This is a genomic window from Bacteroides sp. 44_46, assembly GCF_001915465.1.
GTDB lineage: Bacteria > Bacteroidota > Bacteroidia > Bacteroidales > Bacteroidaceae > Bacteroides > Bacteroides clarus.
Map to the genome: position 1 here is coordinate 1 of NZ_MNQO01000018.1, position 15,544 is coordinate 15,544.

General features: G+C 47.9%; 14 protein-coding genes. 11 read left to right on the forward strand and 3 right to left on the reverse strand.

All coding sequences use genetic code 11. The annotated features are described in order from the left end of the window. From BHV73_RS14750 to BHV73_RS09695, 3 genes are all read left to right on the forward strand, one after another. Positions 1-103 (forward strand): mannonate dehydratase (locus BHV73_RS14750; protein ID WP_487467759.1); only part of this gene is annotated, 103 nt, incomplete at its 5' end. A 229-nt stretch (positions 104-332) separates the two neighbouring features. Beyond that, positions 333-1,517: a DUF5009 domain-containing protein gene (locus tag BHV73_RS09690; RefSeq protein ID WP_087412239.1), complete on the forward strand. Its 1,185-nt coding sequence runs from the start codon at positions 333-335 to the stop codon at positions 1,515-1,517. 13 nt (positions 1,518-1,530) lie between these two features. Continuing rightward, on the forward strand, positions 1,531-2,127 hold the full coding sequence (locus BHV73_RS09695) for an epoxyqueuosine reductase QueH (protein ID WP_022218564.1): 597 nt from the start codon (positions 1,531-1,533) through the stop codon (positions 2,125-2,127). Positions 2,128-2,341: 214 nt separating this feature from the next. Here BHV73_RS09695 and BHV73_RS09700 read toward each other — a convergent pair whose 3' ends face one another. Continuing rightward, entirely contained in the window at positions 2,342-3,589 is a 1,248-nt protein-coding gene (locus tag BHV73_RS09700; RefSeq protein WP_087412238.1) for a M16 family metallopeptidase, read from the reverse strand. Positions 3,590-3,699: 110 nt separating this feature from the next. Between BHV73_RS09700 and BHV73_RS09705 the strand changes: the two genes are divergently transcribed. From BHV73_RS09705 to BHV73_RS09725, 5 genes are all read left to right on the forward strand, one after another. After that, a complete protein-coding gene (locus BHV73_RS09705; RefSeq protein WP_009121927.1) occupies positions 3,700-4,305 on the forward strand; it encodes an SIS domain-containing protein in 606 nt (201 codons plus the stop codon). Then, complete coding sequence (locus BHV73_RS09710; RefSeq protein WP_087412237.1) at positions 4,293-5,216, forward strand: carbohydrate kinase family protein; 924 nt, start codon at positions 4,293-4,295, stop codon at positions 5,214-5,216. Before BHV73_RS09705 ends, BHV73_RS09710 begins: the two co-directional genes overlap by 13 nt. Positions 5,217-5,345: 129 nt before the next feature. Continuing rightward, complete coding sequence (locus BHV73_RS09715; protein ID WP_087412236.1) at positions 5,346-6,407, forward strand: tyrosine-protein phosphatase; 1,062 nt, start codon at positions 5,346-5,348, stop codon at positions 6,405-6,407. A gap of 143 nt (positions 6,408-6,550) precedes the next feature. After that, on the forward strand, positions 6,551-8,488 hold the full coding sequence (locus BHV73_RS09720; protein WP_022218568.1) for a DEAD/DEAH box helicase: 1,938 nt from the start codon (positions 6,551-6,553) through the stop codon (positions 8,486-8,488). 9 nt (positions 8,489-8,497) lie between these two features. Beyond that, a complete protein-coding gene (locus BHV73_RS09725) occupies positions 8,498-9,364 on the forward strand; it encodes a DMT family transporter (RefSeq protein ID WP_009121931.1) in 867 nt (288 codons plus the stop codon). Positions 9,365-9,456: 92 nt separating this feature from the next. On the opposite strand, the gene BHV73_RS09730 is transcribed toward BHV73_RS09725, so the two are convergent. Beyond that, positions 9,457-9,945 carry a Dps family protein gene (locus BHV73_RS09730; RefSeq protein ID WP_009121932.1) on the reverse strand — a complete coding sequence of 163 codons (489 nt, stop codon included), beginning with the start codon at positions 9,943-9,945 and terminating at the stop codon, positions 9,457-9,459. Positions 9,946-10,086: 141 nt separating this feature from the next. On the opposite strand from BHV73_RS09730, the gene BHV73_RS09735 reads away from it, so the two are divergent. The 3 genes from BHV73_RS09735 (at position 10,087) to ahpF (ending at position 13,371) form a co-directional block, all read left to right on the forward strand. Then, positions 10,087-11,013, forward strand: a complete 927-nt coding sequence (locus BHV73_RS09735; RefSeq protein WP_009121933.1) for a hydrogen peroxide-inducible genes activator — start codon at positions 10,087-10,089, stop codon at positions 11,011-11,013. A 114-nt stretch (positions 11,014-11,127) separates the two neighbouring features. After that, positions 11,128-11,694, forward strand: a complete 567-nt coding sequence (gene ahpC / locus BHV73_RS09740; RefSeq protein ID WP_022103286.1) for an alkyl hydroperoxide reductase subunit C — start codon at positions 11,128-11,130, stop codon at positions 11,692-11,694. A gap of 117 nt (positions 11,695-11,811) precedes the next feature. Next, positions 11,812-13,371, forward strand: a complete 1,560-nt coding sequence (gene ahpF, locus BHV73_RS09745) for an alkyl hydroperoxide reductase subunit F (protein ID WP_087412235.1) — start codon at positions 11,812-11,814, stop codon at positions 13,369-13,371. Between the two features lie 4 nt (positions 13,372-13,375). On the opposite strand, the gene BHV73_RS09750 is transcribed toward ahpF, so the two are convergent. Then, positions 13,376-15,517: a S46 family peptidase gene (locus BHV73_RS09750; RefSeq protein WP_039950832.1), complete on the reverse strand. Its 2,142-nt coding sequence runs from the start codon at positions 15,515-15,517 to the stop codon at positions 13,376-13,378. Positions 15,518-15,544: the final 27 nt, after the last annotated feature.

The following is a 15,544-nucleotide window of genomic DNA, read 5'->3' on the forward strand; positions in this document are numbered from 1 at the left end:
GAAGAAGAAAACCAATCCGGGCTACTCCTGCATCGGTCGTCTGAGAGGACTGGCGGAACTGAGAGGACTGGAAATGGGAATTGCCAAATCATTGTTTGAATAAGGACACTCTTAAAGGACACTTGTCCAAAGAGGAAGTACCAACACTCTAATTGACATATCATTCTGTCATTCTGAAGAGAGTGAAGAATCTCTTCTCCTTAACATATAAGAGAGGAGATTCTTCATCGCAAGCTCCTCTGAATGACAGAATTCTTTTTTTACAGCCTGATATTCCCATATTGAAAAATTCTTTCCTATATTTGTGCCCTAACCCCCAAAACAGATTTGTTATGAAAAACTTAGCACTCCAACGAGTTGCCGCAGTAGATGTATTCCGCGCACTCACCATGTTCCTCATGCTCTTTGTAAACGACATTCCCGGATTGAAGAATGTCCCCCACTGGCTGATGCACGCCGATATCAATGAAGACATGCTGGGATTTTCCGATACCATCTTCCCAGCTTTCCTGTTCTGCATGGGCATGTCGGTATCTTTTGCCATACAGAACCGTTATAAAAAGGGTGATACTACCACACAGGTCATCGCGCATATATTCTGGCGTACGGTAGCGCTCATCGCCATGGGACTGTTTTCGCTTAACAGCGGCGGCATCGAAGGCGGCCTTTCCCATTCCTGGTTTACTATCCTTATGGTAATCGGTTTCTTCCTGACATGGGGAGTATATCCCAAAGCCGAAGGCACAAAAAAAGCCCTTTTCACCGTAATGAAAGTGGCAGGCGTGGTATTGCTCGCAGCTTTGGTTATTTATAAAGACCTCAACGGAAAACCGTTCCATACGGGCTGGTGGGGAATCCTCGGTCTTATCGGTTGGACGTATGCCGTATGTGCCGGCATCTACCTGTTTACCCGCGAGAGCCTGCGTAAAAACGCGATTGCATGGTTTGCAGTGATAGCACTCGCCGTAATCAGCCATTCCGGCCTTATCCCGGAAGAGTACGGCAGCCGTATCCTGCTGCTTCCTTTCATTCCCAGTGACTGGACGCTGCATGCATTCGGAATGTCGGGATTACTGACCTCCTTACTCATGCAACGCTACGCCGATCGCGAACACCCCGGCAAATTCATCGGTATGCTCTGCATTCTCGGCGTCGGCATGCTCATCCTTGCACTGGTTTCGCATCCATACTGGATTATCTCCAAGATACAGGCTACCCCGTCCTGGCTGTTTTATTGCCTTGCCGCTTTCTTCCCGTTATTCGGCTTCTTCTATTGGCTGACCGACGTAAAGGGCAATACAAACCGGTTCGATATAATCAAACCCGCAGGAACGGCAACGCTCACTTGCTACATTCTTCCCTATATATGGTACTCCGTTCAGCAATTAGCAGGCTGGACTTATCCGGAAGTATTGGGGAGCGGCGTACCGGGACTGCTCAAATCGCTTGTCTTCTCCATCGTCATCGTACAGTTGACCGGACTGCTGGTGAAAGGCAAGATAAAACTGAAAGTTTAAAGTACTCATCGCTATGCTGAAAATTCAAACTCCCAACGGTGAAAACAGAGTTTTGCTACACTCCTGTTGCGCTCCCTGTTCCTCTGCCATCATAGAATGCATGTTGGCAAACGGCATCCGCCCGACTGTGTTTTACTGTAATCCCAACATCTACCCGCAAGAGGAGTATGAGATAAGAAAACAGGAAGCCATTCGCTTTGTAACGTCTCAAAACCTCGATTTCATCGATGCAGATTACGACTACACCCATTGGCGGAACACAATGCTCGGACTGGAAGACGAACCGGAACGCGGCGGCCGTTGCCTGAAATGCTTTACATTACGCCTGACGGAAACGGCACGCTATGCTTCCGAACACGGCTTCTCTGTCTTTACCACTACCCTCGCGTCTTCGCGTTGGAAGAGCCTCGACCAAATAAACGAAGCGGGAAAACGGGCAGCCGCCCTTTATCCTGGTACAATCTTTTGGGAGCAGAACTGGCGGAAAGGCGGATTGCAAGACCGCCGCAACCAGCTCCTCAAAGAATATGATTTCTATAACCAACTGTACTGCGGTTGCGAATTCAGCAGGAAGCGGTTGGAACAACCTGAAGAGAATAAGCGGGAATAAGGCATTTTTAGCAAAGGAGTATTCCAAAAACAAGTAGCCGAACCACCAATCCTAATTCGTTAGACAGTTGTCATCCTTTCGTTAGACGGCTGTCTAACGAAAGGATGACAACTGTCTAACGAACGGGAAACATCCGTCTGACGAATTAAATTCAACAAGGGCCCGGCATAACAATCCCCGCCTCAATACCTAAGTTCAGCGGCTGAGAAGGCTGTCAATCGTAAACAAGGGTCGATAAGTAGTCCTCTGCAAACATCTCGTTCGCCACTTCCAACAGAATCTCGGAAGTAAGTTGCTCGATACGCCGGAACACAGCTCCGGCCGTTTCATATTTATTGTAGTGCAGGAAGGTCTTCGCCATGCCGAGGGCATTATTCTCGTTATTGTCCGAAGCCACGCCTATCTGGCCGATAAGCTGCTTTTTGGCGGCGGCAAGCTGGGAAGAAGTCATCCGGGTATCACGCAGGCGTTTCAGTTCTTTATACACAAGGCGGGTACAGAGCGCCGCGTCCTCAGGATCGCAGCCGAAATAAATGCAGAAAGTTCCGGTATCGGTGTAGGAAGTCAGGTTGGACTCTACATTATAAACCAAACCGCGCCGTTCGCGCAAGGCCACATTCAACCGGCTGTTCATGCCCGGACCGCCGAGAATGTTGTTCAGCAGGTAGAGCGCCGTACGTTTGTCTTCGTAGGCATTGTATCCCCGGCTGCCTATCATGACGTGCGCCTGGTGGGTATCTTTATGCAAAACCAGATTTTTCGGAACATACAAAGGCGGAGGCGTACGACGGGTATCGACAGCCACAGCCGGAATGTCAGCCAACAGTTTCTCCGCCCAGCGCACCACTTGCCTGAAATCCATATTACCCAACACAAAGAACACCATATTGCCGGGATGATAAAAGCGGGAAGTAAAGGCGGCCGCATCTTCGCTGCGGAATTTCTTCAGCTGCTCCGGATTACCGAGAATATTGCGTCCCAGAGGGTGTCCGCGAAAGATTAAATCTTCAAAATCATCAAAAATCAGTTCCGAAGGATTATCCTCATACGACTGGATTTCGTCTATAATGACCTCTGTCTCCTTCTCAATCTCCCGTTGCGGAAACGTGGAGTGGAACACGATATCCGTCAGCAGCTCGAAAGCACGTCCGAAGTGTTCGGTAAGGAACGCGGAATAAATTACGGTTTCTTCCTTATTGGTATAAGCGTTCAAATCGCCGCCCACATTCTCCATGCGGTTCAGAATATGCCACGCTTTACGCTTCTTGGTGCCTTTAAAAATAAGATGCTCCACAAAATGCGCCATGCCCTGCTCGTTTTCGAGTTCATCGCGCGTTCCGGCATCTACCGCAAAACCACAATAAGCCACCTTCGACAAAGACGGTTCGTGGATGATGCGCAGGCCGTTCGGCAATGTATGCAGATGATAGCGAGGCTGTATTTCTTCTGTTAAATTCTTCATTCTTACGTTACAAACAATTTGCGGGCACAAAAATACAATAAAACTTATTGCCGTTTATGGAAAATTACGGATATTTGCGGACTTATAATTCATAAATCAAAATTGAAACAATGATAGCATCCATTCAAGAGCTTTTGCAGAAAGAAGCGCAAGCCGTATTGAATATCCCCGTAACGGACGCATACGAAAAAGCGGTAGAACTCATCGTAGAACAAGTACACCGCAAAAAAGGGAAACTGGTAACTTCCGGCATGGGCAAGGCAGGGCAAATAGCTATGAATATTGCTACTACCTTTTGTTCGACCGGCATTCCCTCCGTCTTTCTGCATCCCAGCGAGGCACAACACGGAGACTTGGGTATTCTGCAGGAAAACGACCTGTTGCTGCTCATTTCCAATTCGGGCAAGACGCGCGAAATTGTCGAGTTGACACAATTGGCGCACAACCTGAATCCCCGGCTGAAGTTTATCGTTATTACGGGAAATCCGGACAGTCCGCTGGCGCAGGAATCGGATGTATGCCTCAGCACGGGAAGCCCCAAGGAGGTCTGCACACTGGGCATGACTCCTACCACTTCCACAACGGTAATGACCGTTATAGGCGATATTCTGGTCGTGCAGACCATGCAGAGAACCGGATTTACCATTGAAGACTACTCCAAACGTCATCACGGCGGTTACCTCGGAGAAAAATCAAGATCATTATGCGTAAAGTAATCGGCATCGGAGAAACGATATTGGACGTCATTTTCCGTAATGAGCAACCTTCGGCTGCCGTTCCGGGCGGTTCCGTATTCAATGGAATCGTTTCATTGAGTCGTACCGGCGTTCCCGTCTGTTTCATCAGTGAGACCGGCAACGACCATGTGGGCGATATCATTCTCCGGTTCATGCGCGACAATCATATTTCCACAGACCACGTCAACGTATTTCCCGACGGGAAATCTCCCGTATCGCTCGCTTTCCTGAATGATAACAGCGACGCTGAATATATTTTCTATAAGAATTATCCCAAACAACGGCTGGATGTCATCTACCCCGAACTGGAAGAAGACGATATCGTCGTCATCGGTTCTTACTACGCGCTGAATCCGGTGCTGCGCGAGAAAGTGTTGGAGTTGCTCGACCGGGCACGCGAAAAGAAAGCCATCGTTTATTACGATCCCAATTTCCGTTCTTCCCACAAGGAAGAAGCTATAAAGCTGGCGCCGACCATCATTGAAAATCTGGAATACGCCGACATTGTACGCGGTTCGCAGGAAGACTTCTTCTATATGTACAATTTGCGCGACGCGGACAAAATATACAGAGACAAGATAAAATTCTATTGTCCCAATTTCCTGTGTACGGCAGGAGCGGAAAAGATAACGCTCCGCACCGCTTCCGTCTCCAAAGAATACGACATACCGCCGCTGAAAGCCGTGAGTACCATCGGAGCGGGTGACAACTTCAATGCGGGCATCATCTACGGCTTGCTGAAATATGACGTCCGTTACGACGACTTGAACACGGTCAGCGAAACCGGGTGGGACGAGATTATCCGTTACGGTATGGAATTCGCCGCGGAAGTCTGCAAAAGTTACAGCAATTCGGTGTCGCGCGAGTTTGCGGAGAGATATAAGTATTGACGGTTCTCTCCGATCCGTACCTAAAAATAAATTATCATTTAAAAATTATAAAAGCTTCCTGCACGCTGTATAATCTGCGGCGAAAAACTATATATTTGCTGTAAACGACATTTAGAGAGTTTACGAATTATGTACAAGAATCTGTTGAACTTGCTTGCGCTGGCAGTGTTGCTCCCTTCTTGCGGCGGCACAGCTCCACATATATCCGTTGTATGCGAAGAAAACAACGTAGGGAACTGTATCGTTAAGTGGGAAATGGCTCCCCTCATCAAAGGAAATGTGAAAGTATATGCTTCGACCGATCCTGATTTCATACCGGAAGACACTCCCGTGGCCGTAGCCGATATTTCGGACTTGAAAATGACCATCATCACAAATGACCCTACCAAACGTTACTATTACACCCTTTTGTTCGGAGATAAATATCGTGTAAAGATTGCCACGCGCAACGTCAATATCCCCGGTATACAGAACTTCCGCGATTTAGGCGGTTATCCTTCCTACCCCGGCAAAAAACAGATGCGCTGGGGAATGATTTACCGCTCGGCGGAGATAGACAGCCTTGAATATTGCTCACGCAGGGAACTCAAGAACCTCGGAATCAAAACACTTATCGACCTGCGGACTCCTTCGGAGATAGGCAGACAGTCCCCGCTGCAGAAAGGATTCAACGTCGTGCATATTCCGCTTGCTACCGGAGACATGGAAGATATACTGCAAGGAATACGGGAAGAAAAGATAAAATGCGATACCGTCTATCGTATGGTGGAACGGATGAACCGTACATTGATAGACAAATATACCAAAGAATACCGGCAGATATTCGATATTTTATTGGATAAAACCAACTATCCCGTAGTTATCCACTGCTCTTCGGGTAAAGGACGTACAGGTATCGTCTCCGCGCTGGTACTCGCCGCACTGGGTGTCAACGAGGACATAATCATGGAAGATTACCGGCTGAGCAATGACTATTTCAATATTCCGAGAGCCTCGAAATACGCCTATCAACTTCCTACGCGCTCGCAGGAAGCCATCACTACCCTGTTCTCGGCGCGTGAAGACTTCCTGAATGCCGCCAAAGACGAGGCGGAGCGGAAATACGGCGACATGGATACTTATCTGCAAAAAGGCATCGGACTGAGCAAGGACGAAATAAAGAGGCTACGGAGTATTTTGCTCAGTGATTAGTGATTAATCGCCAAAAAACTCTTATCTTTGCACCGAATGCGAAGATAAGCTGCGCCTCGGCATAAAAAATAAACAAGTTTATTTTATTCTGCTCCCGGCTTGCATTATCTTTGCACCGAAATATAAAGATATACAAAGATTTAATGAAGACATTTGAAGAGCTCGGTGTGTCGCCGGAGATACGCCGCGCCATTGAAGAAATGGGATATGCGTGTCCCATGCCGGTACAAGAGGAAGTAATCCCTTACCTTTTGGGAGAAAATAATGATGTAGTAGCACTGGCACAAACAGGAACAGGAAAGACCGCGGCGTTCGGTCTGCCGCTTATACAGCAAATTAACGTTAACAACAGAATTCCCCAATCACTCATTCTTTGCCCTACCCGCGAACTTTGTTTGCAGATTGCGGGCGACTTGAATGATTATTCCAAATACATCGACGGCCTGCGGGTACTGCCCGTATACGGAGGTTCATCCATCGAGAGCCAGATACGCGCCCTGAAACGGGGAGTACATATCATCGTAGCCACTCCCGGACGCCTACTCGACCTTATGGAGCGCAAAACCGTCTCCCTCTCCACCATACAGAATGTAGTTATGGACGAAGCGGACGAGATGCTGAACATGGGATTCACGGACAGCATCAACGCCATTCTGGCAGACGTGCCCCAAGAGCGCAACACGCTGCTGTTTTCCGCTACCATGAGCCCTGAAATAGCACGTATCTCCAAAAAATACCTGCACAACGCCAAGGAAATCACCATCGGACGCAAGAATGAAGGCACAAACAACGTGAAACACGTGGTTTTCACCGTTCATGCCAAAGATAAATACGCCGCTCTGAAACGTATCGTGGATTATTACCCGCAGATATACGGTATCATTTTCTGCCGTACCCGTAAGGAAACACAGGAAATCGCCGACAAACTGATGCAGGAAGGTTACAACGCCGACGCTTTGCACGGCGAACTGAGCCAGGCGCAGCGCGATGCCGTCATGCAGAAGTTCCGCATACGCAACCTGCAGCTGTTGGTAGCCACCGATGTGGCCGCACGCGGCTTGGACGTTGACGACCTTACCCATGTCATCAATTACGGCCTGCCCGATGATACGGAAAGCTACACGCACCGCAGCGGACGTACGGGACGCGCCGGAAAAACAGGTACATCCATCGCCATCATCAACCTGCGTGAAAAAGGCAAGATGCGTGAAATAGAACGCATTATCGGCAAGAAATTCATTCAGGGAGAAATGCCTACCGGCAAGCAAATCTGTGAGAAGCAGCTTTTGAAGGTTATTGACGAACTTGAGAAAGTAAAAGTAAATGAGGATGAAATCTGTGATTTCATGCCCGACATTTACCGCAAGCTGGACTGGTTGAGTAAAGAAGACCTGATTAAACGCATGGTTTCTCTCGAATTCAACCGTTTTCTGGACTACTATCGCGACCGTGAGGAAATAGAGATCGCCACCGGCAGCGAACGCAGCGCGAAAAGCGGCGAACGCGGTAGCAGCGCCCGTCAGGCAGCGCCGGGCTTTAAACGCCTGTTCATCAATCTCGGCAAAATGGACAATTTCTTCCCGAATGAGCTGATCAGCCTTCTAAACAGCAATACCCGCGGACGCGTCGAACTGGGGCGTATCGACCTGATGCAAAAGTTCTCTTTCTTCGAGGTGGAAGAAAAAGAAGCCAACAACGTCGTGAAAGCCTTGAACCGCGCCAACTGGAACGGCCGTAAGGTTTCCGTAGAAATTGCGGGAGAGGAAGGAAAGGACGCTCCCAAGGGAAAACGCAGAGCCGAAGGCGGCAACTATGGCAAAAAGGAGTTTGACGGCAAAAAACGCGGCTATAAGGATGACCGCCGCAGCGAACCTGCCGGCAAGCGCAAGGACAAAGCCGAATATGCAGCCACCGACAAGAAGAAAAAGGACAAACCCAGTCGCGAAGAGCGCGGGTACACCAAGGCGCGCGGCAAAAAAGACGATTGGAAACAGTTCTTCCAGGGCAATAACGAGTTTAAAGATTCAGAACCCGACTTCAGCGAAGAAGGTTGGGCAAGGCGGACACCCAAAAAGAAATAGATAAGCGGCGTGAATAAGGTCAACGGTTTTTTATACGGGCTGTTATCTTCCGCGAGCTTCGGATTGATTCCGTTGTTCACGATTCCTGCCATGCAGCAAGGAATGGGTTTCTGGTCTATCCTGCTATACCGCTTTCTTTTCGCCATGCTGGCATTGGCGGGCATATTGCTGCTCGACAAGCAATCTTTCCGCATCCGCCGTAAAGAGATATTGCCGCTTCTGTTGCTGGCGTGCCTTTACGACAGTTCCGCCGTTTTCCTCTTTTGGGGATATCAGTTCATGTCGAGCGGTGTGGCTACCACCCTTCATTTCATGTACCCGGTGCTGACCACGCTCATCATGATGATTTTCTTCCATGAGAAAAAGTCTTTGTGGCGCATGGCGGCTATCGCGCTTGCGGTAGCCGGTGTATTCTTCCTGTCCGGCGGAGATAGTACGGGAAGTGTCACCGGGCTCGGCATATTCATTGTTTTGCTTTCTGCGTTGGGATATGCGCTGTACCTGGTAACGGTAAGCCAACTGAAGAATCTTGAAATGAAAGGGCTTAAAATGACTTTTTACGTCTTTTTATTCGGCGGTATCCTGCTGTTCATAGGGACAGAAGCTTCCGGCATAGGATTGCAGGCCATTCCGGACCGCACCACATTAGGCAATCTGGTGATGCTGGCATTGGTGCCTACCGTAATATCCAATCTCGCACTGGTACGCGCCATCAAAAACATAGGCTCCACACTGACATCCGTATTGGGGGCCATGGAGCCTGTAACGGCGGTATGCGTCGGCATTACCATTTTCGGAGAGCCGCTTACCCGAAGCATAGCACTGGGTATTCTGCTCATTATCTCAGCCGTAACCGTCATTATTCTGAAAAGGTGATAAGTGACAGAGCGATAAAATGGTAAAATTATAGGGTGATAAAGCAATGTGTCATCACCTTATCACCCTATCGTCTTATTACTTTTTATCTCTTATTTCGCACAGCTCTTAGTGCTGAAAGCAACGAGCATCCAAACCATTTTTTCCTGCTCTTTCAAGTAACCGGTCATTAAGTCGGCAGTGGCATCATCACCGGCTTCATTGGCCAGTTCAATCACTTTTCTTTCTTCACCGATAAGATAGCCGTAAGTTTCGAGGATATGGTCAACAGCCTCACCGCCACAAGTAATACCGGAGATTTCCTTCACCTTGGCAACCTTGAGATATTCGCTGAATTTGTTTTCGGGCGTACCTCCTAACATCAGGATACGTTCTGCGATTTCGTCCACTTTCTCCGCGGCATCATTGTACATATCTTCAAACTTGCCGTGCAACACGAAGAACCCATGTCCTTTAATATCCCAATGGAAACCGCGTAAGTTGGTGTAATGTACCTGGAAGTCCGCCAATAACCGATGTAATGCCGATACTACGTCAGCAACCTTATTTTCATTCAAATGTAAGTAATCTAAAGTCTTCATAATCTTTCTATTTTAAAAGTTCATACTATTTTTCTTTGTTTCCGTTGCAAAGATAAGCGGCAAATAAATGCTTGTCAAACAGATAATTTCTATCTTTGCATAGAACGATTCTATATATAACATTCAAAAGCCCTGTTTACCATGACTTTACAACAACTGGAATATATACTCGCCGTCAATCAGTTCCGTCATTTCGCCAAAGCCGCCGAATATTGCCGGGTTACACAGCCCACCTTGAGCGCCATGATTCAAAAGCTGGAAGAAGAGCTGGACACTAAGATTTTTGACCGCAGCCAGCAACCTGTATGCCCTACTCCCATCGGCGTTCACATCATAGAACAAGCTCAGAATGTGTTAGTTCAGACAAATCGCATAAAAAACATCATAGAAGAAGAAAAACATTCACTCTGCGGAGTTTTCAAACTGGGCATCCTTCCCACCATAGCTCCCTACCTACTGCCGCGCTTCTTTCCACAACTAATGAAAAAATATCCGCAGCTCGACATCAGAGTGGTCGAGATGAAGACAAACGATATCAAAAAGGCGCTGCAAACGGGAGATATAGATGCCGGAATCGTAGCCGGCCTGGCGGGAATGGAAGAATTCCAACAAACACCGCTATTCTACGAGCAGTTCTACACTTATATTGCGCGGGAGAACCGCCTTTTCAGCAATGAAGTAATACGGACTTCCGACTTAACGGGAGAACAGCTTTGGCTGCTGGATGAGGGACACTGCTTTCGCGACCAGTTGGAGCGTTTCTGCCAGCTGAAGGCAGCCCGTGCCAGTCAGTTAGCCTATCATCTGGGCAGCATGGAAACCTTTATGCGCATGGTAGAAAGCGGTAAGGGCATCACTTTCATTCCCGAACTGGCTGTCTTGCAACTGGACGGCACGCAAAAAGAACTGGTACGCCCTTTTGCCATTCCCTGTCCTACCCGGCAAATTATCATGCTGACCAACCGTAGTTTTATCCGTAACACGCTTTTAAAAACGATTACCCAAGAGATAACAGCCGCAGTACCTAAAGAAATGCTCTCCCTGAAAGCCACCCAGGTACTCGTATAGATTTTGTCTATCGGCTCATAAAACTTTTCAATCGGATTTTTTGTTCTACCGGAGAAAAATGCTATATTTTTGCATCCGTAAAACAAAAAACCAAACCTTTTAAAAAGTATGATTATGGAACCGATTATCAACTCCCAACTCCCTGAATTCAAAGTTCAGGCTTTCCAAAACGGAAGTTTCAAAACAGTGACTAACGAAGATGTAAAAGGCAAATGGGCTATTTTCTTCTTCTATCCGGCAGATTTTACGTTTGTATGTCCTACCGAACTGGTAGATATTGCAGAAAAATACGACCAATTCCAAGCCATGGGTGTAGAGGTTTATTCTGTAAGCACAGACTCTCACTTTGTACATAAAGCGTGGCATGATGCTTCCGAAAGCATCCGCAAGATTAAATATCCGATGTTGGCAGACCCGACAGGTACATTGAGCCGTGCATTCGGTGTGATGATTGAAGAAGAAGGTATGGCTTATCGCGGTACATTCCTCGTAAATCCCGAAGGAAAAATCAAGATTGCCGAAATTCAGGACAACAACATCGGACGTAATGCGGATGAACTGCTTCGTAAAGTGGAAGCTGCGCAATTCGTAGCCACTCACGACGGTGAAGTCTGTCCGGCCAAATGGAAGAAAGGCGGTGCAACGCTGAAGCCAAGCATCGATTTAGTCGGTAAGATTTAATCGTACCCCCATACGATAGACATTGCCATATAAAGACTATCTCTATTTCTTCCTTGCAAAAGTAAAAGAAATGAGATAGTCTTTTTTTATACTCCAACATTTAAAACCCGCATTATCATGTTAGAAGCAAATATATTAGACCAAGTGCGGAGCATTTTCCAGCCATTGGAAGCCCGCTATACTTTTCACATCACTTGTAACCCGGAACATGAGCAGGCCGGTGAAATGATTGATTTTCTGAATGACATAGCGAGTTGTTCCGGCAAGCTGTCCTGTGAGGTGACCGAAACCGACGAGCCCAAACTGGAGTTTACGCTCCTGAAAGAGGAAAAGGAAACCGGGATAAGATTCCGTGCCATTCCGGGTGGACATGAGTTCAGCTCTCTTCTTCTTGCCGTACTAAACGCCGATGGAAAGGGCAAAAATCTTCCGGATGAAGGTATCAGCCGACGCATCAAGGCCTTGCAGGGACCAATCCGTCTGCAAACCTATGTATCGCTGACTTGTACCAACTGTCCGGACATCGTGCAAGCACTCAATGTCGTAGCGCTGCTGAATCCCCATATCACCCATGATACAATAGACGGAGCCGTCTTTCAGGAAGAAGCGGATACGCTGAAAATACAAGCCGTACCGTCCGTTTACGCCAATGGGAAACCGTTTCATGTGGGACGCGGCTCTTTAGGGGAACTACTGAAAAAGCTGGAAGATACTTTCGGAAGCCTGCCGCAAGATAATGCAGCGCCCACCTTAAGGGAGTTCGATACGCTGGTCTTGGGCGGAGGTCCCGCCGGAGTTTCAGCAGCCATTTATTCCGCCCGCAAAGGATTGCGCGTAGCCATTATCGCCGAGAGAATAGGCGGACAGATAAAAGAAACCGTAGGTATCGAGAATCTTATCTCCGTACCTCAGACAACAGGTTCACAGCTTGCCGATGCACTCAGGACACATATGGGACATTATCCGATAGAGATTTTTGAAGACCGGAAAATTGAGAAAGCAGAACTTCAAGGTAAAAAGAAAAAGGTTTTCTCCGGTGGCGGAGAAACGTTCACAGCTCCTGCGGTAATCATTGCCACAGGCGCAAGCTGGCGCAAACTGAATGTAGAGGGGGAAGCCGAATACATCGGACGCGGTGTAGCCTTTTGTCCGCATTGTGACGGTCCTTTCTACCAAGGTAAGCATGTAGCCGTCATAGGTGGCGGAAACTCCGGCATAGAGGCCGCTATCGACCTGGCGGGAATCTGCAGGAAAGTTACCGTTTTCGAGTTTGCCGATACGCTAAAAGCCGACCAGGTGTTGCAGGAAAAAGCCGGAGGTCTTCCCAACGTGGAGATATTCACTTCTTCACAGACTACCCAGGTATTAGGCGACGGAGAGAAAGTAACCGGTATCCGCGTTAAAGACCGCGTCACCGACGAAGAACGAGACTATCCTTTGGACGGCATCTTCGTACAAATCGGTCTGGCAGCCAACAGCGCACCTTTCCGGGACGCATTGGAAACGACGCCGATCGGTGAAATCAAGACAGACTCGTTCTGCCGTACTGCACTCCCGGGTGTTTATGCAGCCGGAGACGTGTCCGACGTACCCTACAAACAGATTGTCATAGCCATGGGTGAAGGAGCCAAAGCGGCATTGTCCGCCTTTGACGACCGCATCAGGGGGATAGCATAACCGGCTATTTCCCGGAAGCTATTTTCAGCTCCCGTATCAAATTTCCGGCTTTACCGTATTTCTCTATCATGAACAAGATGTAGCGTACATCGACTCCGATGCAACGCTGCATCTTCGGTTCATAGAGTATATCACTGCTCATCGCTTCCCAATTGCCGTCAAAAGCCAGTCCGAGAAGTTCGCCTTTCGCATTGAACATGGCGCTTCCCGAATTTCCGCCGGTTATATCGTTATTGGAGATAAAGCAAACATTCATTTCTCCTTTTTCATCGGCATATCTGCCAAAATCACGATTGGAGAGCAAAGAAAGAAGTTCCGGCTGCACCTCAAAATCCACATCGCCCGCATGGGCCTTCGCCTTTTCAAGAATACCTTTGGTCGTTGTATAATAATCGTATTCAGCACCGTCAAACGGAGTATATCCGCATACCGTACCGAAGCTTAAACGCATGGTAGAATTGGCGTCCGGATAGAAATTACGGGACGAATACATTCTACGTACGGCGGCATTCAGCAAACGTTCATTACGGGCAATATTCATGGATGGCTCTCTCGTCTGCATGTTGATTTCAAACATCTTGCCAATCAAGTCGATACCCAGGCTTATGGCAGGGTCGTCATAGATGTGATACGTGGTATCCCGCTCCAAAAAGCGTTTTAATCCGCGAGGGGTAGTCAATTCCGAAGCGGCGTACAGACTATCTACATAAGCCTTGTCATTACCGCCGTACCGGGTGGCAATCGTACCGTAAAACTCCGGTAAATAGGTGGAATCTACTTTGGAACGATATTCTTTCAGCATAGCCGTAAAAACCTCCTTGTCTATTTCCAAATCCAGATTGGCATATTTTTCCACAATCGCTTTCAGATTGGCTACAACTGTTTTCTGTTCCCCTTCGAAATCAAAATTCAAAATGGATAACGCCAATTGTACCAGCTCGGGACCATTCAGGAAAGATTCGGCAAAATAAGCCAGTGCATGATTGGCTTCACGGGCATTTTTATAGTCCAGTTCCAAATCAGGAAACAACCGCAACAGTTTCTCACGCTCTTCAGGCGTCTGTTGTATCCAACGGCGCAGTTCCTGCTCCATTGCACGTTTCTTTTCCAAAATATGCAGTTTCCGGATAGCCCGGTTCACTCCGATGCTGTTCTTCCAATAATTGGAACTCTCGTCATATTTGGAAGCATACTTTATGCGGATACTGTCTCTCCTATCCATTTCGCGTTTCCAAATAGCCTGCTTGATGCCCCGGACATCTATTTGCGCCTGATTATCATTATTCATCATCTCTTCGATACCAAACGAAGAGAGATAACGCTCCGTTCTGCCCGGATAGCCCAATGTCATGCAGAAAGAACCTTCTTTATATCCGTCCAGAGAAATCGGTGCTACGTATTCGGGATGATAAGGGACATTTTCCGGCGAATAATCCGCCGGGCGGTTATTCTTATCGGCATAGATACGAAATACGCAGAAATCGCCCGTATGACGGGGCCATACCCAATTATCCGTGTCCCAACCGAATTTACCTACCGAAGAAGGCGGCGCAAACACCAGCCGGACATCGTTATAGTCGCGATAAGTGGATAACCAGAATTCGTTGCCGCCATAGTACGCATCTACGATTCCTACCAGAGTAGAGTCTTTATGCGCCACTTCTTCACTGATGGCAAACATCACCGAATCCACCGCACCAGCACGTTCCGATTCGGTCATCTCAGGCTTTACCGCACCAAGCACCCGCTTCGTAACATCTTCCGTCCGCAACAAAAAACGAACATAAAGTTCCGGATTCGGCAATTCCTCGCTGCGGTTATGCGCAACAAAGCCGTCTTTCAGATAATCATGCTCCACAGAAGAATGTTGCTGGACACAGCTGAAACCGCAATGATGATTCGTAAATACCAATCCGTCTTCCGACACGACCACTCCCGAACAAAAACCGCCGAAACTGACTACGGCATCCTTCAACGAGGGACGTTTGGAACTGTACAGCTTATCCGCCGGCATTTGCAAACCGAGCTCTTTCATCGTACGGCGTGTCTGCTTATTCAGATTACCCAACATCCACATGCCCTCATCTGCCTGTACAGCCAATGTGAGAAAGCAACAAACGGTTATAATTACGAATCTCAATCTCATTTTATTCTTTACTTTATTATTTTTGCA

Excerpts from the sequence above, each read along its gene's own strand:
- BHV73_RS09690 (WP_087412239.1), top strand. The coding sequence starts at position 333 with ATGAAAAACTTAGCACTCCAACGAGTTGCCGCAGTAGATGTATTCCGC.
- BHV73_RS09695 (WP_022218564.1), top strand. The coding sequence starts at position 1,531 with ATGCTGAAAATTCAAACTCCCAACGGTGAAAACAGAGTTTTGCTACAC.
- BHV73_RS09700 (WP_087412238.1), bottom strand. The coding sequence starts at position 3,589 with ATGAAGAATTTAACAGAAGAAATACAGCCTCGCTATCATCTGCATACA.
- BHV73_RS09705 (WP_009121927.1), top strand. The coding sequence starts at position 3,700 with ATGATAGCATCCATTCAAGAGCTTTTGCAGAAAGAAGCGCAAGCCGTA.
- BHV73_RS09710 (WP_087412237.1), top strand. The coding sequence starts at position 4,293 with ATGCGTAAAGTAATCGGCATCGGAGAAACGATATTGGACGTCATTTTC.
- BHV73_RS09715 (WP_087412236.1), top strand. The coding sequence starts at position 5,346 with ATGTACAAGAATCTGTTGAACTTGCTTGCGCTGGCAGTGTTGCTCCCT.
- BHV73_RS09720 (WP_022218568.1), top strand. The coding sequence starts at position 6,551 with ATGAAGACATTTGAAGAGCTCGGTGTGTCGCCGGAGATACGCCGCGCC.
- BHV73_RS09730 (WP_009121932.1), bottom strand. The coding sequence starts at position 9,945 with ATGAAGACTTTAGATTACTTACATTTGAATGAAAATAAGGTTGCTGAC.
- BHV73_RS09735 (WP_009121933.1), top strand. The coding sequence starts at position 10,087 with ATGACTTTACAACAACTGGAATATATACTCGCCGTCAATCAGTTCCGT.
- ahpC (WP_022103286.1), top strand. The coding sequence starts at position 11,128 with ATGGAACCGATTATCAACTCCCAACTCCCTGAATTCAAAGTTCAGGCT.
- ahpF (WP_087412235.1), top strand. The coding sequence starts at position 11,812 with ATGTTAGAAGCAAATATATTAGACCAAGTGCGGAGCATTTTCCAGCCA.
- BHV73_RS09750 (WP_039950832.1), bottom strand. The coding sequence starts at position 15,517 with ATGAGATTGAGATTCGTAATTATAACCGTTTGTTGCTTTCTCACATTG.